The 21,541-nt window shown below is 64.7% G+C and carries 18 protein-coding genes and 1 other RNA gene; 14 read left to right on the forward strand and 5 right to left on the reverse strand.

Annotated elements, in window-relative coordinates:
• Positions 1–68: 68 nt before the first annotated feature.
• The 4 genes from OQE62_RS03390 to OQE62_RS03405 all read right to left on the reverse strand — a co-directional run bounded on the left by OQE62_RS03390 (position 69) and on the right by OQE62_RS03405 (position 3,619).
• Positions 69–644, reverse strand: coding sequence for a BON domain-containing protein (locus tag OQE62_RS03390; RefSeq protein WP_265720587.1), 576 nt, complete (start codon positions 642–644; stop codon positions 69–71).
• A 19-nt stretch (positions 645–663) separates the two neighbouring features.
• The gene (locus OQE62_RS03395) at positions 664–1,254 is read right to left on the reverse strand and encodes an SIS domain-containing protein (protein WP_265720588.1); all 591 of its coding nucleotides are present in this window, start codon (positions 1,252–1,254) and stop codon (positions 664–666) included.
• A gap of 81 nt (positions 1,255–1,335) precedes the next feature.
• On the reverse strand, positions 1,336–1,698 hold the full coding sequence (locus OQE62_RS03400) for a YraN family protein (protein WP_265720589.1): 363 nt from the start codon (positions 1,696–1,698) through the stop codon (positions 1,336–1,338).
• On the reverse strand, positions 1,685–3,619 hold the full coding sequence (locus tag OQE62_RS03405) for a penicillin-binding protein activator (RefSeq protein ID WP_265720590.1): 1,935 nt from the start codon (positions 3,617–3,619) through the stop codon (positions 1,685–1,687). Before OQE62_RS03405 ends, OQE62_RS03400 begins: the two co-directional genes overlap by 14 nt.
• A 46-nt stretch (positions 3,620–3,665) precedes the next feature.
• Here OQE62_RS03405 and rsmI point away from each other — a divergent pair, with 46 nt between their 5' ends.
• From rsmI to rnpB, 4 genes are all read left to right on the forward strand, one after another.
• A complete protein-coding gene (gene rsmI / locus OQE62_RS03410) occupies positions 3,666–4,508 on the forward strand; it encodes a 16S rRNA (cytidine(1402)-2'-O)-methyltransferase (protein WP_265720591.1) in 843 nt (280 codons plus the stop codon).
• Positions 4,509–4,783: 275 nt separating this feature from the next.
• A complete protein-coding gene (locus OQE62_RS03415) occupies positions 4,784–6,082 on the forward strand; it encodes an ATP-grasp domain-containing protein (protein ID WP_265720592.1) in 1,299 nt (432 codons plus the stop codon).
• Positions 6,079–8,103: a CocE/NonD family hydrolase gene (locus OQE62_RS03420; RefSeq protein ID WP_265720593.1), complete on the forward strand. Its 2,025-nt coding sequence runs from the start codon at positions 6,079–6,081 to the stop codon at positions 8,101–8,103. The genes OQE62_RS03415 and OQE62_RS03420 overlap by 4 nt, the downstream gene beginning before the upstream one ends.
• Before the next feature lie 78 nt (positions 8,104–8,181).
• An RNA gene (gene rnpB, locus OQE62_RS03425) (RNase P RNA component class A) lies at positions 8,182–8,553 on the forward strand.
• 146 nt (positions 8,554–8,699) lie between these two features.
• Here the strand turns inward: rnpB and OQE62_RS03430 are convergent.
• The gene (locus OQE62_RS03430) at positions 8,700–9,242 is read right to left on the reverse strand and encodes a hypothetical protein (protein ID WP_265720594.1); all 543 of its coding nucleotides are present in this window, start codon (positions 9,240–9,242) and stop codon (positions 8,700–8,702) included.
• 538 nt (positions 9,243–9,780) lie between these two features.
• On the opposite strand from OQE62_RS03430, the gene mraZ reads away from it, so the two are divergent.
• From mraZ to murG, 10 genes are all read left to right on the forward strand, one after another.
• Positions 9,781–10,224 carry a division/cell wall cluster transcriptional repressor MraZ gene (gene mraZ, locus OQE62_RS03435; protein WP_265720595.1) on the forward strand — a complete coding sequence of 148 codons (444 nt, stop codon included), beginning with the start codon at positions 9,781–9,783 and terminating at the stop codon, positions 10,222–10,224.
• A 223-nt stretch (positions 10,225–10,447) separates the two neighbouring features.
• Positions 10,448–11,371 carry a 16S rRNA (cytosine(1402)-N(4))-methyltransferase RsmH gene (rsmH, locus tag OQE62_RS03440; protein ID WP_265720596.1) on the forward strand — a complete coding sequence of 308 codons (924 nt, stop codon included), beginning with the start codon at positions 10,448–10,450 and terminating at the stop codon, positions 11,369–11,371.
• A gap of 136 nt (positions 11,372–11,507) precedes the next feature.
• Positions 11,508–11,783, forward strand: coding sequence for a cell division protein FtsL (gene ftsL / locus OQE62_RS03445; protein ID WP_265720597.1), 276 nt, complete (start codon positions 11,508–11,510; stop codon positions 11,781–11,783).
• 135 nt (positions 11,784–11,918) lie between these two features.
• The gene (locus OQE62_RS03450) at positions 11,919–13,679 is read left to right on the forward strand and encodes a peptidoglycan D,D-transpeptidase FtsI family protein (protein ID WP_265720598.1); all 1,761 of its coding nucleotides are present in this window, start codon (positions 11,919–11,921) and stop codon (positions 13,677–13,679) included.
• Complete coding sequence (locus OQE62_RS03455) at positions 13,676–15,196, forward strand: UDP-N-acetylmuramoyl-L-alanyl-D-glutamate--2,6-diaminopimelate ligase (RefSeq protein ID WP_265720599.1); 1,521 nt, start codon at positions 13,676–13,678, stop codon at positions 15,194–15,196. The genes OQE62_RS03450 and OQE62_RS03455 overlap by 4 nt, the downstream gene beginning before the upstream one ends.
• Positions 15,193–16,584 (forward strand): UDP-N-acetylmuramoyl-tripeptide--D-alanyl-D-alanine ligase, encoded by a 1,392-nt coding sequence (locus OQE62_RS03460; protein WP_265720600.1) that lies wholly within the window; start codon positions 15,193–15,195, stop codon positions 16,582–16,584. Before OQE62_RS03455 ends, OQE62_RS03460 begins: the two co-directional genes overlap by 4 nt.
• 11 nt (positions 16,585–16,595) lie before the next feature.
• The gene (gene mraY / locus OQE62_RS03465; RefSeq protein WP_265720601.1) at positions 16,596–17,681 is read left to right on the forward strand and encodes a phospho-N-acetylmuramoyl-pentapeptide-transferase; all 1,086 of its coding nucleotides are present in this window, start codon (positions 16,596–16,598) and stop codon (positions 17,679–17,681) included.
• A gap of 137 nt (positions 17,682–17,818) precedes the next feature.
• The gene (murD, locus tag OQE62_RS03470) at positions 17,819–19,207 is read left to right on the forward strand and encodes a UDP-N-acetylmuramoyl-L-alanine--D-glutamate ligase (RefSeq protein ID WP_265720602.1); all 1,389 of its coding nucleotides are present in this window, start codon (positions 17,819–17,821) and stop codon (positions 19,205–19,207) included.
• Complete coding sequence (gene ftsW, locus OQE62_RS03475) at positions 19,204–20,427, forward strand: putative lipid II flippase FtsW (RefSeq protein WP_265720603.1); 1,224 nt, start codon at positions 19,204–19,206, stop codon at positions 20,425–20,427. The genes murD and ftsW overlap by 4 nt, the downstream gene beginning before the upstream one ends.
• Complete coding sequence (murG, locus tag OQE62_RS03480) at positions 20,427–21,536, forward strand: undecaprenyldiphospho-muramoylpentapeptide beta-N-acetylglucosaminyltransferase (protein WP_265720604.1); 1,110 nt, start codon at positions 20,427–20,429, stop codon at positions 21,534–21,536. The genes ftsW and murG overlap by 1 nt, the downstream gene beginning before the upstream one ends.
• Positions 21,537–21,541: the final 5 nt, after the last annotated feature.

A 21,541-nucleotide genomic window follows, 5' to 3' on the forward strand; every position in this document is an offset into this window, starting at 1 on the left:
TCCAGTCCCGGCGTGCGGCCCTGGATTCCGGCCTTCGCCGGAATGACGCTAGGGAGTCCCGGCGGTCCTCAGTCGATATATTCCACCGCCTTCACCACCTTCTGCACGCCGCCGATGCTGCGGGTAACCTCCGCTGCGCGCTCGGCTTCGGCGCGGGTCAGCAGGCCCATCAGGTAGATCACGCCGTTCTCGGTGATCACCTTGATGCGGCCGCTGTCGACTTCATCGTTGGCCAGCAGCACACTCTTTACCTTGGTGGTCAGCCAGGCGTCATTGCTGCTGGCGAGCAGGGAGACATTGCCGCGCACCTGGATCTCGTTGTAGACCTGGCGCACATTCTGTACCTGTTGCGCGGTGCGGCCGGCGAGCAGGCGCATTTCGTTGTCCTGTATCTGGCCGGTCAGCAATACCACACCGTTGAATACATTGACGTCGATATTGGATGCTTTCAGGTCCGGGTGCGCCTTGTTGATATTGACCGTGGTGACCGTATCGATCTTCTGGTCGTCCATGTAGGTACCGAAGGAGCGCTCCCCCGGGTCCTGCTGGATGGGGCCGTCGTGTGTGGCTTCGAGCACGGTGCTGCAGCCGGCCAGGGCGGCGCTCAGGGTCAGGGCGGTAAAGAATCGGTTGAGTTTGGTCATCGGTTTTTTTCTCATGGGTTCAGTCCTCGTAGCCACCGAACAGGCTGTTGTCGATCAGGTCGCACAGGCAGAAGATGGTCAATAGATGCACCTGGTGTACCTCTGCTGCGACTTCGGACGGCACGCGGAGTTCAATATCGTCCGTATCCAGCAGCGCGGCACAGTCGCCGCCCTCGCCACCGGTCAGGGCGAGGATGCCCATATCGCGATCGCGCGCGGCGCGCATGGCCTGCACCAGGTTGGAGTCGTTGCCGTCGCTGCTGACAATCACCAGCAGGTCGCCGGGTTGGCCCAGGGTGCGCACCGGCCTGGCGAAGGTTTCCGCGCGGCCGTGGTTGCGCGCAACGGTACCGATGGTGACGCCGTCGCTGCAGAGTGCCATGGCGGGCAGGCCGGGCCGTTCGCGGTCAAAGCCGCCCAGCAACTGGGAGCAGAAGCTCTGTGCCAGGGCGCCACTGACGCCGTTGCCGCACAGCAGCAGTTTATTTTCCCCCAGCAGCGCGTGCACGATCATGTCGCTGGCTTCGGCCACCAGCGGCGCCAGCAGTTCGCCGGCGTTCATGGTGGCTTCCAGGCTGCGGTGAAATAGGGTTACGACTCGCTGTTCCATTGATTCCTTGATGATTTCATAGGCGACCGGAGCGACAATATAAAATTACCGGGGTTCGCCTGTTCGCTTGCAGGCAAGCTCCTACAGAGCGCCAAAGGCGTTTTCGATCCACTGGATATTCCCCGCATCGCCCTCTATGGCAACCACGTCGAAGCGGCAGGGGCAATCGAGTCTGTGTTGTTGCAGGTAGCTGTCCGCGGTGGCCAGCAGCTTGCGTTGTTTGCGTGCGTCCACGGTGGCGCTGGCGGAGCCGTAGCGGCTGCTGCGGCGGTAGCGCACTTCCACGAATACCAGTGTGTCGCCGTCCCGCGCGATCAGGTCGATCTCGCCGTGGCGACAGCGGTAGTTGCGGGCTTTGATTTTGAGGCCGGCCCGCTGCAGATGGCGCGCGGCGGATTCCTCCATGCGCGCGCCCAGTTCGCCCGCGGGCCTAAAGAGTTTCACGGTTCCCGGTCAGTTCGAGCTCCCCGGATTCCTCCGGTGAGCGGGGCTCGGCGGTGGTGACCGGAACCGGCGATCCCTCGTCGATGCGGGCCCAGATCTGCTCGCGCACGATGCGGCCGCCGGCGTCGAGGCTCAGGGCCCCGGTCAGGCCGTGCACCTGCTGTTGCGGGAACTGGCGCAGCATCGGCAGCCGCGGATACAGGCGGAACGCATCGGCGCCGAGCGCGTAGAGGCGGGCGAAGGCCGGCGCCGGCGAGGCCTGCTGCTCGATATTCTTTTTGGTGTGGTTGTCCTTCTCGAACAGCCAGGGCAGCGCGGTGAAGTGAATGCCGTTCATGTCCCTGTCACGGGTGCGGTTGATATCCCCCTCGAACACCTGCGAAGTGGCGTAGATGGGCAGGTCGCCGGCGTAGAAGAAGGTCAGCATCGGGTTGATCTGGCGCGCCTGGTCGGGCTGGGCCAGGGTGACGATCATGTCCACGTCACCGCGGCGGCGTGGCGTGAATTCCAGCGGCGCCGCAAGCTTGCGGCGCAGGGCCGCCTCGCGCGATTTGCTGTCCTCGATCAGCAGCGCGTCGCTGACCATTTTCGAGAAATTGCTGTTGTCGTAGAAGGTGCGGATGATGCTGACGCTGCCACCCTGGCGCTCCCATTCCTCGCGGAAGGCCTTTGCACCGCGCTGGCCCCAGCCGGCGTCGGTGGCCAGGACCATCGCCTGGCGATGACCCTGGCGGTAGGCGTGGCGGGCCACCTGGCGCGCCTCGTCCTCGATGGCGAGACCGAACTGCACCAGGTCGTCGGTGAGGCGGGCGCTGTCGTCACCGGAATCCGGGGCGTAGTTCAGCGCCAGTGTGGGCACCGGCAGTTTCTCGGTGGCCAGCAGGTTGGCGACCTTGCGCTTGTCCAGCGGGCCGACGATGGCCTGGGCACCGGTATCCACGGCGCTCTGGTAGACCTCTTCGAAGGGTTGGTCGGTGCCGGTATCGTACACCTGCACCGCCGGGGCCGGTGCGCCGGCGTCCAGCGCCGTGTAGTAGGCGGCCATGAAACCGTCGCGGATGGCGCGGCCGGCGCTGCCCAGCGGGCCGGAGAGCGGCAGTAGCAGGGCGATGCGGTCCGGGCGCTGGGCGGCCAGTTGTTCCAGCAGGCGCAATGCCTGCGGCGGATGGCTGGCGGCACTGTGGTGTGGCCACTGCTGGCGCCAGCGGCTGAGGGCGGTCAGCTGCGAGCTGATATCGGTCTGGGTGTCGCGGCCCAGCAGGGCCAGCTGGTACCAGCCGCGCATCCGCGTGTCGACACTCTCGTCGGCGCGCAGGTGCAGTTCGCTGGACGGCAGCTGGGTCAGCAGTTGCCAGAAGTCATCGTTGTTTGCGGCGATATCCTCTTCGCTCTCGGCCATATCGGCGATCTGCCGGCGCTCGGCAATGGCGCTGTCGAGGTCGCCCAGCAGCCCCCAGAGATCGGCGCGCAGGTCGCGCAGGGGCAGGGCGGTGTCGGCGGGCAGCCGCGGCCAGGTGGCGTCGAGGCGCGGCGCCGTGGCCAGGTCGAGCGCGCGGAAGAATTCGTCTTCGGCGGCCAGCAGGTTGCCGTACACCTGTGCGTAGCGGGCGTACTGCACGTCGTCCAGGTGTTCCGGCTCGACCTGGATAGCGGCTTCCCTGGCGGTCGCGTTATCCCCCAGCTCGTATAGAATGGCGGCCGCCTGCAGGCGCTGCTCGTCGCGCATCGGCGACGGCAGTGTTTCGGCACTGCGCAGCAGGCGTACGGCGTCGCTGCGGCTGGCGGTTTCGGAACCGGTTTCCACCGGCATCTGCAGGTCGGGTTGCGGCGATTGGGTCTGGCAGGCGGCCAGGGCCAGCGCCAGGGCGCCGGCCGCAACTCGGGTGACAATCGGGGTCGCGCGCCGGGACAGGGCGGACATACTCTTCTCCCGCAAAACTTAACTCTTGATTATGGGGTCGTGCACTATGGGGACGGATCAGGCGCTGCTTTATATTGTTGCCACGCCCATTGGTAACCTGGCCGATATGGTACCGCGAGCCATTGAAGTTCTACAATGCGCCGATCTGGTTGCGGCGGAGGACACGCGTCACAGTCAGCGGCTTTTTTCCCATTTCGATATCGATACGCCGCTGATGGCCTACCATGACCACTCGGACGACAGGCGCACCGGGCAGATACTGCAGAAGCTGGAACAGGGGCAGACGGTGGCATTGATCTCCGATGCCGGTACGCCGTTGATTTCCGACCCGGGCTATCGGCTGGTGCGCGAGGCCCGCGGCCGCGGCATTCGCGTGGTGCCTATCCCCGGCGCCTGCGCCTTTGTCGCGGCCCTCAGCGCCGCCGGTCTGCCCAGCGATCGCTTCAGCTTCGAGGGTTTCCTGCCGGCGAAATCCGGCGCGCGCGAAAAGGCGCTGCAGGGGCTCGCGAGCGATGACCGCACCCTGGTTTTCTACGAGGCCCCGCACCGGGTGGCCGATACCCTGGATGCAATGGCAGCGGTGTTCGGCGGCGATCGCGAGGCGGTGATCGCCCGGGAAATCTCCAAGGCGTTCGAGACGGTCCACCTGGCGCCGCTGGAGGAGCTGGCGGCATGGGTGCGCGCCGACCGCAACCAGCAGCGCGGCGAGATAGTGCTGCTGGTGCGCGGCGCCGACCGCCGCCCGAGTGCCGAGCTGGACGGCGAGGCGCAGCGGGTCATGAAGCTGCTGATGGCCGAGCTGCCGCCGAAGCGCGCCGCGGCGCTCGCGGCGGAGATTACCGGCGTGAACAAGAAGGCACTGTACAACTGGAGCCTGGAGCAGAAATAGCCGTTCGCGGGGGCGAGCCCCACCCACCACCGACACCCAACCACTGCCGAACGACTAATCTCCCTAGTGGGCCGTGCGTAAAGTTGTGTAACAAAGGAGCCCAGCCAAAACGTCCAGACCAAGGCGGGAAAGCGCTGGAATAGTGGTTCTGTTTCGAGCTTTCTCAACGCAGAGCTGGGCGCTTTGGCGCAGCGAACTGTTACAGAACTTTGCGCACGGCCCACTAATTGAGGGGCCCGTTTGCGGGCCGCCAGCAATCGACACGGGAGCCTGGCATGACCGCGCATGTCTTTGTCATCGGCCTGGATCACTTCCACCTCCGGCAGTTGCGGACCATCCGCAACGCCGGGGACTACCGCTTCCACGGCCTGCTGCCCTACGACATGGTGGTCAATCCCGAGACCTATCCCATCGGCGAGATGATCGAGCAGGGGAGGCGGGAGCTCTCCGCTGCCGGTGTGCCGGTGGAGGCCGTCATCGGTCACTGGGACTTCCCCACCACGGCGCTGCTGGCCGTTTTCCGGCGGGATCTCCGCCTCCCGGGGCCGGGTCTCGCCGCCACCCTGATCGCGGATCACAAATACTGGAGCCGCCTGCGCCATAGGGAGGTGATCCCCGAAAGCGTGCCCCGTTTCCAGAGCCTGGATCCGTTCGACCCGGAGGCGGAGCACCGGGTCGAGCTGGATTTTCCCTTCTGGATCAAGCCGGTGATCGGTTTCTCCTCGCAGATGGTATACCGGGTGGCGGACGCCGCGGAGCTGCACCGCGCCCTGTCGGGCATCCGGCGGGGCATCGGCCGCTTTGGCGAGCCCTTTGCCCGGTTGATGGAACTGGCCCGGATACCGGCGGACATTCCTGCGGAGATAGAGGCCAACCACTGTGTTCTGGAAAAGCCCATCGACGGTTGGCAGTGCACGCAGGAGGGCTATATCCAGCATGGCGAGGTGGTGGTCTACGGCACCGTGGATTCCGTTCGCGAGGGACCGCTCGATTCCTCCCTGAGCCGCTACGAGTTTCCCTCCCGCCTGCCGGAGGCGGTCAGGGCGCGGATGGTGGCCATCACCGAGCGGGCCATTCCCGCCCTGGACCTGGACGACACCCCTTTCAATGTCGAGTACTTCTGGGACCGGGACAGCGACCGGATCGGGCTGCTGGAGGTCAACGCCCGCATCTCCAAATCCCACTGCCCGCTGTTCGCCGACCTGGCCGGCGCCTCCCATCACGAGGTGGCGGTGGATGTTGCCCTGGGGCGCCGGCCGGATTTCCCCCGCTGGGAGGGCGAGCACCGGGTCGCGATCAAGTTCATGCTGCGCCGCTTCGAGGACGGAATCGTCACCCGGGTTCCCGGCGAGGCCGAGCTCAGGGCACTGGAGGCGGAGTTCCCCGGTACGCGGATTCAGGTGGAAGTGAAGGTGGGGGACCGCCTGTCCGAACTGCGCGGCCACGAGGTCTACAGCTACGAGGTGGCGGTAATTTTCATGGGTGGCCGCGACCACGGGGAACTGGAGCGCCGCTACCGTGCGCTGGTGGAAAAGCTGCCGCTGGAAATCGACAAAGAGGGACTGGAAGCGTGAAGATCATCGACCCCCTGCCGCAACCGCTCCGCGAGATCGAGTACATCCAGATCCCGATAAGCGACGGCACCCGGCTGGCCGCGCGGATCTGGATGCCGGAGAACGCCGAGGCCGAACCGGTGCCCGCCATCCTTGAGTACATTCCCTACCGCCGGCGGGACGGCACCCGCAGCCGGGACGACATCATGCACGCCTGGTTTGCCGCCCGTGGCTACGCCTGTGTGCGGGTGGATATCCGCGGCAGCGGCGACTCCGAGGGCGTGCTGGAGGACGAATACCTGCAGCGGGAGCTCGACGACGGCCTGGAAATCATACGCTGGATCGCCGAACAGCCCTGGTGCAATGGCAGGGTGGGCATGATCGGTATCTCCTGGGGCGGCTTCAACGGCCTGCAGATCGCCGCGCTCAGGCCCCCGGAACTCAAGGCCGTGGTCAGCGTGGCCTCCACCGACGACCGCTACGCGGACGACGTCCACCATATGGGCGGCTGCCTGCTGGGGGACAACCTGTCCTGGGCCTCCACCATGTTCGCCTGCAACGCCCTGCCGCCGGATCCGGAGATCGTCGGCGAGCAGTGGCGCGACCTGTGGTTCCAGCGCCTGCGCGGCAGCGGCCTGTGGCTGGAGAAGTGGCTGCGCCACCAGCGCCGGGACGACTACTGGAAGCACGGCTCGGTCGGTGAGGACTGGGATGCCATCCGGTGCCCGGTCATGGCCGTGTCCGGCTGGGCGGACGGCTATACCAACGCCGTCTTCCGGCTGCTGGCCAACCTGCGGGTGCCTCGCCTGGGGCTGGTGGGGCCCTGGAGCCACAAGTATCCCCACCAGGGCGTGCCGGGCCCCGCCATCGGCTTCCTGCAGGAGTGTCTGCGCTGGTGGGACAAATGGCTGAAGGGCCGCGAGACCGGCATCATGGAGGAGCCCATGCTGCGGGCCTGGATGCAGGATCACCAGCCCCCCACCACCTATTACGAGCAGCGCCCCGGCCGCTGGGTGGGCGAGCCCGACTGGCCCTCGCCCAATATCCGCGAGCGCCCGCTGATACTGGCCAGCCCCGGCACCCTGGAGTGGCCCCACACCGAGGTGGACGAGGCGATGATGACCATCCAATCGCCGCTTTCCGTGGGCCTCTTCGCCGGCAAGTGGTGCTCCTACGCCGCCACCCCGGACCTGCCCCACGACCAGCGCGAGGAAGACGGCGGTGCCCTGGTGTTCGACTCTGCCAGACTGACAAAGCCCCTGGAGATCCTCGGCGCCGCGCGGCTGGAACTGACGCTGGCCGCGGATCGCCCGGTGGCGATGCTGGCCGTGCGCCTTTCCGATGTGGCCCCCGACGACAAGGTGACCCGGGTGACCTACGGCCTGCTCAACCTCACCCACCGCGATGGCTCGGAAAATCCGCGACCGCTGGAGCCGGGCAGGCGCTACCGTGTGCGGCTGCACCTCAACGATATCGGCCATGCCTTCCCCGTGGGCAACCGACTGCGGCTGTCGATCTCCACCTCCTATTTCCCCCTGGCCTGGCCGGCCCCGGAGCCGGTGCGGCTGACCATCTTCACCGGTGCCAGCCGGTTGCTGCTGCCCGAGCGCCCGCGACGGGATACCGAGGATGAGGCCATCGCTTTCCCGCCGCCGGAGGGGGCACGGCCCGCGGCGGTGCGGATGGTTCGCGAGGGACAGCACAAATGGCGCGTGATCCGGGACCTGGAGACGGATATCTCCACCCTGGAAGTGATCAACGACGACGGCATCGTCCATATCGAGCCGGTGAACCTGCACATGCAGCGAAAGACGCTGGAGTGGTACAGCTACCGGGGAGACGACTACACCTCGCCGGAGGGCGAGACACTGTGGGAGTGGGGCTTTCGCCGGGGTGATTGGAATATCTACACGGTGACCCGCACGGTGCTCGATTCCACGCCCTCGCATTTCCGTATTCACGCCGAACTGGATGCCTACGAGGGCAGGAAGCGCGTCTACTCCGACAACTGGGACGTGGAAATACCCCGCGACCTGATCTGAGAGTGCCCGACCGCGAGCTGGCCACTAACTGCCAAATACTCCTTGCCTTCCCCGGCCCGGCCAATTAATCTCCGCCGCCGAGCTGGCCGGACAATCGCTGTTTCCCTTCGGGGGAGTGGAGGAAAGTCCGGGCTCCACAGGGTGGGACGCCAGGTAACGCCTGGGAGGCGCGAGCCTACGGAAAGTGCAGCAGAGAGCAGACCGCCGATGGCTTCTTAGGGAGCACAGGTAAGGGTGAAAGGGTGCGGTAAGAGCGCACCGCGCGGCTGGCAACAGTCCGCGGCACGGTAAACCCCGTCCGGAGCAAGACCAAATAGGCCCTCTACAGGTGTGACCCGCACCGGGGGCGGGTAGGTCGCTTGAGGTGTCTGGTGACAGGCATCCCAGATGAATGATTGTCGCGGGCGGTCCGCCGCCCGACAGAACCCGGCTTACAGGCCAGCTCGACAGATTTTCCCCGTCGGTTTGACGACCGGCGCAGGTTGGAGTGAGTGCAGCGAAGTCCAACAAGGGGGCTGGGGAACCACCGGGCCTTCCGGTCCCCTCTCCCCCGGCCCCTCTCCCGATGGGAGAGGGGAGCTGTGCGGGGAGCGTCTTTATGGCTGTTGCGGCTGGGCCGCCGCGGCAAAGGCCTGCATCAACTGGTTGATCTCTGCCTTGTGTTCGGCCGCTGCACTCAGGTCGTCCTTCCCGACGCAGGGGAAGTCCTCCCTGAACTGGGCTTCCATCTCTTCAGCCGCTTCCGGTGCCCGCTGCGCAAGATTCTGCATCATTGTCTGCTTCATGCCGGCGGAGAAGCCGGCCATGGTGGCCTGCAGGTACACGGCGTACTGCTCCGCACTGTCCAGGCCGTGCTTCCTGGCGATGGCGTCGACCGAGTCGTAGACATCGTGCTTCTGCAGTTTTTCCCTGATGAAGGCCTGCCTTTTCTCCAGGTCACAGCGGTCTGCCTCAGACACGGGTTTGTTTTCGTCGGACTCCGATTCCGAGGCGAGGGAGGATTCCTGCAGGAGCGGCGCGATTTCCGGGGAGGCCGCCTGCAGCTTTTCCAGGTTTGCCGGGGTGATCACGGTGTCGGCGTGCGCTGGCAGGCCCAGGGTGAGTGCCAGCAGTGCGGCGGTCAGTGATAGTTTCTTCATGAAACGCTCCTTGTCGCAATTGATCGGCCCGGAACGATACTGGCTTGCCCAAAAGCTGACAAGTCGGGCCCCCGGCCCCGTCTTCCATGAGTGTTCCCCGCCGCAAACCGCGCCAGCTGCCCTAATCGGTATCAGTGTTCGCTAACACCATTCATTTCAGTCGCATTCCCTCGGAACTTAAAGTAACTTCTCAGGTTGAATAAGTAAGTACTTGCTCAGCTTTGCAAATACCGCTGTAAAAAACGCCTGTCTATTTCCTGTTCAGCGCTGGAGGCCGCGAAGTTACTGGGAGTTCGCCGCTCTTTGCCGGCGATTTCCTTGACTTTAAGCGGGCCAGATTTATAGTGTCGGAAGTGGAGAAAAGTGGAATTTTGTGGGTCTGAGTGGTTTGTTGATGGTCGTGAGTGGGTGTTTACACCGCGACGATGAAAATCGCGCACAGATCCGTATAAAAATCCGCCAATAGATCTCTCGTTTGAATCGGCGCGCCGGCAGCGTTTTTACCTGCGCATTTGCAAACAACGCACTTGGACAAAAAGTGTATCTAGGCAGCCACGCAATCAATATGGACGCCAAGGGGCGTCTGGCCATTCCGGCGCGGGTCCGCGACACGCTGCTGGAGGATTGCGGTGGGCGCCTGGTGATAACGGCCCATACCGAAGAGCGCTGCCTGCTGGTGTACCCAGAGCCCCAGTGGCAGGAGATTCTTCCGAAGATTGAAGCGCTTTCCAGTTTCAACAAGGTGGCGCGGCGCGCCCAGCGGCTGTTGATCGGTTACGCCTGTGAACTGCAGGTGGACGGCAACGGCCGCGTGCTGATTCCGCCCACTCTGCGGGAATACGCCCACCTGGAGAAAAAGCTGATGCTGGTGGGGCAGGGCAAGAAGCTGGAACTGTGGAGCGAAGAGAGCTGGATGACCTGGCTCGACGACAGTGAAGGCGAGGGTGAAATGCCGGAGGAGATGGCTTCGCTCTCTTTGTAATGCCCGGGATTTGAGAAATATGGTCTCGGGAAATGTTGATGTTCGATGCGAAGGCCCTGCTGCCAGCGGCTGTTTGCGGGACCTTCTGCGGCCATGGATGGCCGTGGAGAGCGTACAGGGATGTATTCACAGCGTGTCCCGCAAACAGCCGCTGGCAGCAGGGCCGCCCCGAACCCCGAAAGAAGGGGGCGGAGGTCAGCACATAAAGGAGAAGGTAAAAAGGGTGTCTCAGGAACTGCATCGCAGTGTGTTATTGCGCGAGGCCGCGGACGCCCTGGTTACCGACCCGGGCGGTTTTTATATCGACGGCACCTTCGGTCGCGGCGGCCACAGTGCGGTGATACTGGAAAGGCTGGGCGAGGGCGGCGAACTGCTGGGGGTGGACAAGGATCCGGAAGCAGTGGATTACGCCCGCGAGCGCTTTGCCGGCGACGGGCGCTTCTCGATCTGGCACGGCTCCTTTGCCGATATGGACGAGGCCGCCGCGGACAGGGTCGGACAGGTGACCGGCATATTGCTGGACCTGGGTGTCTCCTCGCCGCAACTGGACCGGGCCGAGCGCGGTTTCAGCTTCCGGCAGGATGGCCCGCTGGATATGCGCATGGATACCAGCCGCGGCATTAGTGCGGCGGAATGGGTCAACAGCGAGTCGGAAGCGGAACTCGTCAGGGTTTTCAAAGAGTACGGCGAAGAGCGTTTCGCCCGTCGCATGGCCGGCGCCATCGTGCGCCGCCGTGCAGAAAAGCCGTTCGAGCGCACCCTCGATCTGGCGGAAGTGGTCAAGGCAGCCAATCCCGCCTGGGAAAAGGGCAAGCACCCGGCGACACGGGTATTCCAGGCAATCCGCATCCATATCAATGGAGAGCTGGACGACCTGAAGCAGGCGCTGGAGAAGTCGCTGCAACTGCTGGCCCCCGGCGGTCGGCTGGTGGTGATCAGCTTCCACTCGCTGGAGGACCGCCTGGTGAAGCGGTTTATCCGCGAAAAGGAACGCGGCCCCAAACTGCCGCGCGGCCTGCCGGTGATGGACACCGAGATCGTCAGGCCGCTGCGCTCGGTGGGCAAGGCGATCAAGGCGAACGACGTCGAGGTGGACGAAAACCTGCGCTCGCGCAGCGCCGTGATGCGGGTCGCCGAGAAGTGTTGAGCGATTGGCGGATAGCGGTGAAGAAGCCGTTAAACCGCCGGTTACAAACTCGGGTTTCGGGGAGCCGTAGCGGGGTGCGCCTTGTGCCGCCGGGGACTTCGTCTCCAGAACCTGCGTTGCAAAAGAGTAGGCGCCTATGAGAGGCAAACGAACATTGCTGGTAGCCGCCCTGTGGCTCGGCACCATCGCCTCGGCACTGGCGGTGGTCCACACCACACAGCGCAGCCGCGCGCTGACCGCCGAGCTGGTGGAAGCGCAGAAAATCCGCGATGAACTGCGCTTCGAACAGGAGCGCCTGCTGCTGGAAAAGGGCGCCTGGTCGGCCTACAGCCGCATCGAAAAGGTGGCGCGGGACGAACTGAACATGCATGTACCGTCGCCGGATGAGCGGGTGCTGGTGCCGGCGGAATAACGAAAAGATTGAACGGAGCCCGCCGTAGGAGCCTGCTTGCAGGCGAAGAGAACGGAGCCGCTGAGGTCTTCGCCTGCAAGCAGGCTCCTACGGCGACATAGTCCAAACAGATAAAGCGATAGGGATGGGAGCGCCATGGGCGCAGTCAAGAAACAGCAGATCAAGCCGGGTATCGCCCGCTGGCGCTTTGCGCTGGTGGCGCTGCTGTTGTGCCTGCTCGCCCTCTCGCTGGTTTTCCACCTGGCGCGGCTGCAGGTGTTGCCGCAAGAAGAGCGGGGTTACCGCTTCCTGCAGGACCAGGGCAACGCGCGCACCATCCGCACCGAAGAGATCGCCGCCTACCGCGGCTCCATCGTCGATCGCAACGGCGAGCTGCTGGCGGTCAGTACCCCGGTGCACAGCCTCTGGGCCAACCCGCGGCTGCTGCGCGAAGCCGGCGCGGGAGAGTTGCGCCAACTGGCCTCGGCACTGGAGATGAAACCGGCCGCCCTCAGCGGGCGACTGGAAAAGTATCGCGACAAAGAGTTCATGTACCTGCGCCGCCACCTGGCGCCGGAGCAGGCGCAGAAAGTGCTGGAACTGGATACCTCCGGTGTCTACAGCAAGAAGGAATACCGGCGCTTCTATCCGGCCGGTGAAGTTGCCGCGCAACTGCTCGGTTTCACCAATATCGACGACCGCGGCCAGGAGGGTATGGAGCTCGCCTACGACCAGTGGCTCTCCGGCGTGCCCGGCACGCAACAGGTGGTCAAGGACCTGAAAGGGCGCACCGTGCAGGATCTGGCCGTAAAGCGCGAGGCGCGACCGGGGCGCGACCTGCGCCTGTCCATCGACCTGCGGCTGCAGTACCTGGCCTATCGCGAACTCAAGCATGCCGTCGCCGAGAACGAAGCCTCTTCCGGCTTTATGGTGATCCTGGATACCCGCAGCGGCGATGTGCTGGCGATAGCCAACCAGCCGTCCTTCAACCCGAACAACCGCCGCGGCCTGACTGCGGCGGCGATGCGCAACCGGGCACTGATCGACCAGTTCGAGCCGGGTTCCACGGTCAAGCCGATCACCGCGCTGGCGGCGTTGGAAAGTGGTCGCTATCGGCCGCACACCCCCGTCGACACCAGTCCGGGCTATATCCGTGTGCCCGGCAAGACGTTGCTCGATCACCGCAACTACGGCGTGATTGACCTGACCAAGGTGATCACCAAGTCCAGCCAGGTGGGCATCACGAAAATTGCCTTGGACCTGGAACCAAATAACGTGCGCGGACTCTTTTACCGCCTGGGATTGGGCGAGACGGTCGGCACCGGCTTTCCCGGCGAGGCGGCGGGAATCCTGCCCAGTCGCAGTCGTTGGCAGCCCATCGAGCGGGCCAACTTCGCCTTCGGTTACGGCTTGACGGTGAATGCCGTGCAGCTTGCGCAGGCCTACAGTGTGATTGCCAACGCCGGGCTGAAACGCCCGGTTTCGTTGGTTTTGAGCGACAACAAAGCCGACACCGAGCCGCAGCAGGTGGTCGAAGCGCCACTGGCGCGGGAAGTGACGACGATGCTGGAAACCGTCATCGGCCCCCGCGGTACCGGCAAGCGGGCCGACGTGGAAGGCTACCGTGTCGCCGGCAAGACCGGCACGGTACACAAGGTGGGCAGCGAGGGTTACGTCGACAACCGCTACCGCTCCGTGTTTGCCGGCTTTATTCCCGCCGACCGGCCGCGCCTGGCGGCAGTGGTGGTGATCGACGATCCCCGCCAGGCCAAATATTACGGTGGCGAAGTGGCCGCACCGGTGTTCGGATCGGTCATGGCCGGCGCCATGCGCCTGCTGCAGGTGCCGCCCACGGAAGTGGAATCGGCGGAACAGCAGCTGGCAGTGCAGTTGAGCGAGAGAGGTAGCGAATCGTGACTCGACACCCACAATCCCGACGGAAAGTGTCCCTGCAGGAACTGGTTCCCGGCTACGCCGGCATTCCCGACGTGGCGGTATCCGGCGTGGCGCTCGACAGCCGCCTGGTCAAACCGGGCGATGTCTTCATGGCCCTGCGCGGCAGCGTGGTGGACGGGCGCGAATTTGTCGACGCGGCCATCGCCGCCGGTGCTGGTGCGGTGCTGGCGGACGGCGACCGACTGCAGTGCGACACCCGCGAGGGCGTCGAGGTGGTCAGTGTGCCCGGCCTGGCGAAGCGCGTGGGGGAAATCGCCGCGCGCTTTTACGGCAATCCCAGCGAAGGCATCTACCTGGTGGGTGTGACCGGCACCAACGGCAAGTCCACCTGTGCCTACCTGACGGCGCAACTGCTGGCGCGGCATTTCGATTCCGCCGGCGTGATGGGCACCATCGGCAACGGTATCTGGAAAGACGGTGACATCGAACTGCATGAAACCGGGCTCACCACACCGGACCCGGTGCGCCTGCAGGCGGAATACGCCGACTTCCGCGATCGCGGCGTGACCGCCGCGGCGATGGAAGTGTCCTCCCACGCGCTGGCGCAGGGGCGGGTACACGGCCTGATTTTCGATACCGCCATCTTTACCAACCTGTCGCGGGATCACCTGGATTACCACGGCAATATGGCTGCCTACGGCGCCGCCAAGGAAAAACTGTTCGGCCTGCCGAAGCTGAAGCGCGGTGTGATCAACCTGGATGACCCCTTCGGTGGCCAACTGGCGGAGCGCTGCAAAATCCGCGGCCTGCGGGTGATCACCTACGGCCTGCAGGCCGGCGACCTGCACGTGACCGACCTGCAGCGCCACGACAGCGGCTTTTCGGTACAGCTAACATCGCCCTGGGGCGACGGCGAACTGCGGGCACCGCTGATCGGCGATTTCAATATTCACAATGCGCTGGCGGTGGTCGCCGCGGCGGCCTCCGGTGGTATGCCGTTCGAGGAGATTCTCGAGGTCTTCCCGGACATCAAGCCGGTGCCCGGCCGTATGGAACGGGTGAAGGTGGATGGCGCAGAGGGCGAGGTAAGCGTGCTGGTGGACTATGCCCACACGCCGGAGGCGCTGCGCGCGGCCCTGGCGGCGGCGCGCCCCTATTGCAGCGGCAGGCTCTGGTGCGTGTTCGGCTGCGGCGGCGATCGCGATACCGGCAAGCGCGCCCCCATGGGGCGCATCGCCTCGGAAATGGCCGACCGCGCCATCGCCACCAGTGACAACCCGCGCGGCGAGGAGCCGCAGAAAATCATCGACGATATCGTCGAGGGCGCCGCGAGCAATATCGAAGTGGAAATCGATCGCGCGGCGGCCATCGCCCGCGCCGTCGACGCTGCCGAGCCCGGCGATATCGTGCTGATCGCGGGCAAGGGCCACGAGGATTACCAGATCATCGGCGCGGAAAAAATTCATTTCTGCGATCGCGAACAGGCTGCGGTCGCGCTGCGCAAGCGCGCCGATCGCGTCGGGGGGGAAGCGGAATGATCAGTCCCCTCTCCCTGCAACAGCTGCAAGGTCGTTTCGGCGGTGAGCTGGTGGGCGGTCCGGTGTCGTTCGAACATGTGTGCACGGATACACGCGCGCTGGACGAACAGGCGGTATTCGTCGCCCTGAAGGGAGAGAAATTCGACGCGCACGACTTTGTCGCCGACCTGGAAGGGAAAGTACGGGGGCTGGTGGTGGATCGCGAAATTCCCGACTGCGCACTGCCGCAGTGGCGCGTGCCGGACACCACCGTGGCGCTGGGCCAGATCGGCCAACTGTGCCGCGAGCAGTTCAATGGCCGCGTCATCGCGATCACTGGTTCCAGCGGCAAGACCTCGGTCAAGGAAATGCTCGCCGCCATCTTCGGCCAGCGCCACAAGCCCTGCGTGACCCATGGCAACCTGAACAACCAGTTCGGCCTGCCCATGACACTGTTCGGCCTGGAGCCGGATCACGATGTGCTGATTCTGGAGATGGGCGCCAGTGGCCCGGATGAAATCGGCTACCTGTGCGGTATCGGCAAGCCGCAGGTGAGTGCCGTCAACAACGTGATGCCGGCGCACGTGGAGGGCTTCGGCTCCGTGGATGCGATTGCCGCGGCCAAGGGCCAGATCTACACCGGCCTCGAGGCCGGCGGTACTGCGGTCATCAATGCCGACGACAACTACGCGAACTACTGGCGCGATCGCCTGCCGGAGGGGATACACCGCCTGGACGTGGGGCTGGGGCACGACTGCGCCATCCACACGGACAATATCGAACTGGATGCGGAGGGCCGCCCGACCTTCGACCTGGTGATCGAGGAACTGACCCACCGGGTCAAACTGCAGTTGCTCGGCGAACACAATGTGCACAACGCGTTGGTCGCCGCCGGCTGCGCCTTCGCCGCCGGTGTGCCCGCGGCGGAAATCGCCAGTGGCCTGGATTTGGTGGCCGGCGTAAAGGGCCGCATGCAGGAGCATCGCGCCGCCGGGGGCGCCACCGTGATCGACGACAGCTACAACGCCAACCCGGGTTCCGTGGCGGCGGCGATCGATCTGCTGGCGCAGCGCCGCGGCAAGAAAATCCTGGCGCTGGGCGATATGGCGGAACTGGGCGCGGATGCAGAGGAAATGCACCGGCAGATCGGCGAGCTGGCGCGCCAGCGCGGGCTGGATGCGCTGTTTACCCTGGGCCCGCTGGGCAGCGCTGCCAGTGCCGCCTTCGGCGCAGGGCGGCATCTGCCGCTGAACAATTTCCGGGACCGGGAGTCGCTGATCGCGGCGCTGGCCCGCGAACTGAATGACAACACCACGGTGCTGGTGAAAGGTTCCCGCAGTGCTCAAATGGAACTGGTAGTGCAGGCACTCACCGAGGATGCACCCACTACAGATGACGGGAACGACTGAGAGGTAAAACGATGCTGCTCTGGCTGGCAGAACTATTACAACAACATGTGAGCACTTTTGCAGTGTTCAACTACCTGACGGTGCGCGCCATTCTGGCATCGCTGACCGCGCTGGGCATTTCCCTGATCGTGGGCCCGCGCATGATCACCTGGCTGAACCAGTTGCAGGTGGGCCAGGCGGTGCGCGACGACGGCCCGCAGACCCACCTGAGCAAATCCGGCACGCCTACCATGGGCGGCACCCTGATACTCGCGGCCATTTTTTCCTCGGCACTGCTCTGGTCCGACCTGAGCAACCGTTTCGTCTGGGTGACACTACTGGTGACTTTCATATTCGGTGCCGTGGGCTTTGTCGACGACTATAAAAAAGTCGTGCACAAGAATCCGCGCGGCCTGATCGCGCGCTGGAAATACCTGTGGCAGTCCGTCGCCGGGATGGGGGCGGCCCTCTACCTATACGCAACCGCCGCCAGCCCGGCGGAGACCCAGTTCTTCGTGCCATTTTTCAAGGATATCGCCATCGACCTGGGGCCGGTGTTCTTTATCCTGCTGACCTATTTCGTGGTGGTGGGCTCGAGCAACGCGGTCAACCTGACCGACGGCCTCGACGGCCTGGCGATCATGCCCACGGTGATGGTGGGCGGTGCGCTGGGTGTGATTGCCTACCTGGCCGGGCACGTGGAGTTCGCCACCTACCTGCATATACCGTCGATCACCGGCGCCGGCGAGCTGGCGGTCTTCTGCGCCGCGCTGTGCGGGGCCGGGCTCGGGTTCCTGTGGTTCAACACCTACCCGGCCCAGGTTTTCATGGGCGATGTGGGTGCGCTGGCGCTGGGTGCGGCACTGGGCATCATCGCCGTGATCACACGCCACGAAATCGTGCTGTTCATCATGGGCGGTGTCTTCGTGATGGAGACCGTCTCGGTGATCCTGCAGGTGGCGTCGTTCAAACTGACCGGCAAGCGCCTCTTCCGCATGGCGCCACTGCACCACCATTTTGAATTGAAAGGCTGGCCGGAACCGCGGGTAATCGTGCGTTTCTGGATCATCACCGTGGTACTGGTGCTGGCGGGCCTGGCGACGCTGAAATTGCGCTAGGCGTAACCGGACGGTGCGCACGACGCGCCCTACGAAACAGAACGAAGCGAGTCGGAAAACGCAGGATGGGCAAAACGCAGCGTGCCCATCAAAATGGATGAACGAATGAAAGGGCTATATTCAGAGCCAATAAACCAATGACACTGATCGCGACCTCGGAGAAAAAAGTGGTAATCGGCATGGGCGCAACCGGTCAATCGGTTGTGCGCTACCTGCTGCGCGCCGGTTTTTCGCCTCTGGTCGCGGACAGCCGCCCGCAGCCGCCTGGGCTGGAAAAATTCCGGGAGGAATTCCCGGACGTACCGGTGGAAACCGGCCCGCTGAGCCCGGACACCATGCGCGGCGCCACAGAGATTATCGCCAGCCCGGGCATCGCCCTGGCCGAACCGGCGTTGCGGGAGGCGGTCGAGGCGGGCATCCCGGTTGTCGGCGATATCGAACTCTTCGCGCGCGAACTGAACAGCCTGGAGCAGCCGCCGAAACTGGCCGCGATCACCGGCTCCAACGGCAAGAGCACCGTGACCCGGCTGCTGGGATTGATGGCGGAGGAGGCCGCGGTAAAAGTAGCCGTGGGTGGCAATATCGGCGTGCCGGTACTGGATCTGCTGACGCAGCCGCTGCCGGAGTTGTTTGTGCTGGAGCTGTCCAGTTTTCAGCTGGAAACAACCAATACGCTGGCACCGACGGCGGCCACCATTCTCAACCTGAGCGCGGACCATATGGACCGCTACGACAGTATGGTCGACTACCACCGGGCCAAGCAGCGGATCTATCGCAATGCGCAGCAGTTGGTGGTAAACCGCGCGGACCCGTTGACCCGCGGTCCCCTGTCGAAACACAGCCGCGAGTGGAGTTTCGGGCTGGATCAGCCGGACCTGCAACAGTTCGGCCTCTGGCAGGGTGGCGGCGAGGCCTGGCTGGCACAGGGCCGGGAAAAGCTGCTGCCGGTGAGCGAGCTGGCCATGGTGGGTACCCACAATGTGGCCAATGCACTGGCGGCCCTGGCACTGGGCAATGCACTGGAACTGCCGATGGCGGCGATGCTGTCGGTGTTGCGCCGTTTCAACGGCCTGGCGCACCGCTGCGAACGGGTTGCCGACCTGGAGGGTGTCACCTACGTGAACGATTCCAAGGGCACCAATGTGGGCGCCACCCGCGCGGCACTGGAAGGGCTTGCCACGGATGTGCGCAGGATCGTGCTGATTGCCGGCGGCGAGGGCAAGGGCGCAGATTTCGCGCCGCTGGCGGAATCTGCCGACACGATGCGCGCACTGGTCACCATCGGTATCGACGGCGAAAAGATTGCGGAGGCCCTTGCCGGGAAAACGGAAATTCAATCCGCCGCCTCCATGGGCGACGCGGTAACACGGGCGTGCGCACTGGCCCAAGACGGCGACTATGTGCTGCTGTCGCCCGCCTGCGCCAGCTTCGATATGTACCGCAATTTTGAGGCGCGCGGCGACGATTTCCGGCGCGCGGTCGGGGCGCTGACGGGCTCTTCACAGACCGCCGGAGGTGCCGCATGAATCCGGCGCAGGGCGAAAAGCTGCAGACGGAAAAGAAAGTCGACTGGGTGCTGCCGTTCTGCGTGCTGGCCCTGGTCAGCATCGGCGTGGTAATGGTGGCTTCCGCCTCCATTGCCTTCGCGGCGGATATCTACGGTGACCCCTGGTATTTCCTCAAGCGTCACCTGGTATTCCTGGCCGTGGGCGCGGGTGCCGCGCTGGTGGTGAGCCAGATTCCGCTGTCGGCCTGGTCGAAACTGTCCTGGCCGCTGCTGTTGTTCTGCTGCCTGCTGTTGGTGGCAGTGCTGGTGCCGGGTATCGGTCACGAGGTGAACGGCAGTCGCCGCTGGCTGACATTCGCCGGCTTTACCGTGCAACCGGCGGAAGTGGCGAAGTTTTGCCTGCTGGTATTTTTTGCCAGCTTCCTGACGCGTCGCAACCGGCAGCTGCACCACTGGAGCAGCTTTATGGTGCCGGTGGTGATTCTCGGGCTGGTGGCGCTGCTGCTACTGGCGCAGCCGGATTTCGGTTCCGTGGTGGTGATTTCCGGCACCCTGCTGGCAATGGTATTCCTGGCCGGCGCGCGGTTGCCGCATACCTTCCTGCTGGTGGGGTTGGCGGCCAGTGCCCTGGCGTTGCTGGCACTGATGAGTCCCTATCGGCTGCAGCGGTTGACGACTTTCCTGGATCCCTGGAGGGACCAGTTTGCCGGCGGCTACCAGTTGACCCAGTCGCTGATCGCTTTCGGTCGCGGCGAGTGGTTCGGTGTGGGGCTCGGCAACAGTGTGCAGAAACTGTTTTACCTGCCGGAGGCGCACACGGATTTTATTTTCGCCATCCTTTCGGAGGAATGGGGCATGGCCGGAGGCATGGTGGTGATCGGACTGTTCGCCGCGCTCACCTGGTCGCTTTTGCGGCTGGTGCGCGATGCACTGGCACAGGAAAAATTTTTCGCCGCGCTGCTGGCGTTCGGCATCGCGGTGCTGCTGGCGGGGCAGGCGTTCGTGAATATGGGCGTGGCCTCGGGCCTGCTGCCCACCAAGGGGCTGACACTGCCATTTGTCAGTTCCGGCGGCAGTAGCCTGGTGATCTGCTGTGCGCTGTTTGCGCTGGCACTGCGCCTGCAGGCGGAGTTGCGGATTGAAACAGAGGGCGAGAGAACGGGCGGTTCTGTTCGACAGCTGCCGATCTTCAACCCGCTGCAGCTCGGGGACAGGAATGTGAAAGGGGAGGCGGCCTGATGGTTGAAGAGAAGATGCTGCACCCCGGCGCGTTCTCGGGGAAAAAATTTCTGCTGATGGCCGGCGGTACCGGCGGCCACGTATTTCCGGCGCTGGCCGTGGCCCGCGCTCTGCAGTCGCAGGGTGCGAGCGTCGAGTGGCTGGGTACCGAGCGCGGTATCGAAGCGCAGCTGATTCCGGAGGCGGGTATCCCGCTGCACTTCATCACTGTCGAGGGGGTGCGCGGCAGGGGCAAGCTGGCGCTGCTGAAGGCGCCGCTGCAGATTGCCCGCGCCGTGCGCCAGGCCGGCGCGGTGGTCAGGTCGGTGGCGCCGGACGCGGTGCTGGGATTCGGCGGCTTTGCCACCGGCCCCGGCGGTGTTGCCGCGCGCATGGGCGGTATACCGCTGATCATCCACGAACAGAATGCGGTGGCCGGCACCACCAACCGGTTGTTGGCACGCATCGCCAGTCGTGTGCTGGAAGCTTTTCCCAGCGGCCTGCCCGGCGGCCGGCAGGTGGGCAACCCGGTGCGCGACGAGATAGTGCAGTTGCCGGCGCCGGAATCGCGCATTTCCCGGCAGCGGCCGCTGCGCCTGCTGGTGCTGGGCGGCAGCCTCGGTGCCGTGGCGATCAATGAGCTGGTGCCGCGGGCGATCGCAATGTTGCCGGAAGAGTTGCGACCGCAGGTGGTGCACCAGGCCGGCAAGCGCCACCTGGATATCGCGCGGGAGTCGTACCGGCAGGCGGGCATCGGCGATGCGGAAGTGGTGCCGTTTATCGCCGATATGGCGAACGCCTACGGCAACACCGACCTGATCATCTGCCGCGCCGGCGCGCTGACAGTGTCGGAGATCGCCGCCGCCGGTGTGGGGGCCATCATGGTGCCGTTTCCGTTTGCAATTGACGATCACCAGACCAGAAACGGCGAGTGGTTGCAGAAGGCGGGCGGCGCAATTGTGCTGCAGCAGGATACGCTGACGGCGGAACAACTGGCGGAGCAGCTGACAGACCTGTTCGCACAGCCGGAAAAACTACAGGCAATGGCTACCGCCGCGCGCGGTGCGGCCATGATCGACGCCACGGAGCAGGTGCTGGACGCCTGCCGCGAAGAAATGACAGGGCACTGAGGTAA

The organism is Microbulbifer halophilus (assembly GCF_026183675.1).
In the GTDB taxonomy this organism is placed as follows: Bacteria; Pseudomonadota; Gammaproteobacteria; order Pseudomonadales; family Cellvibrionaceae; genus Microbulbifer; species Microbulbifer halophilus.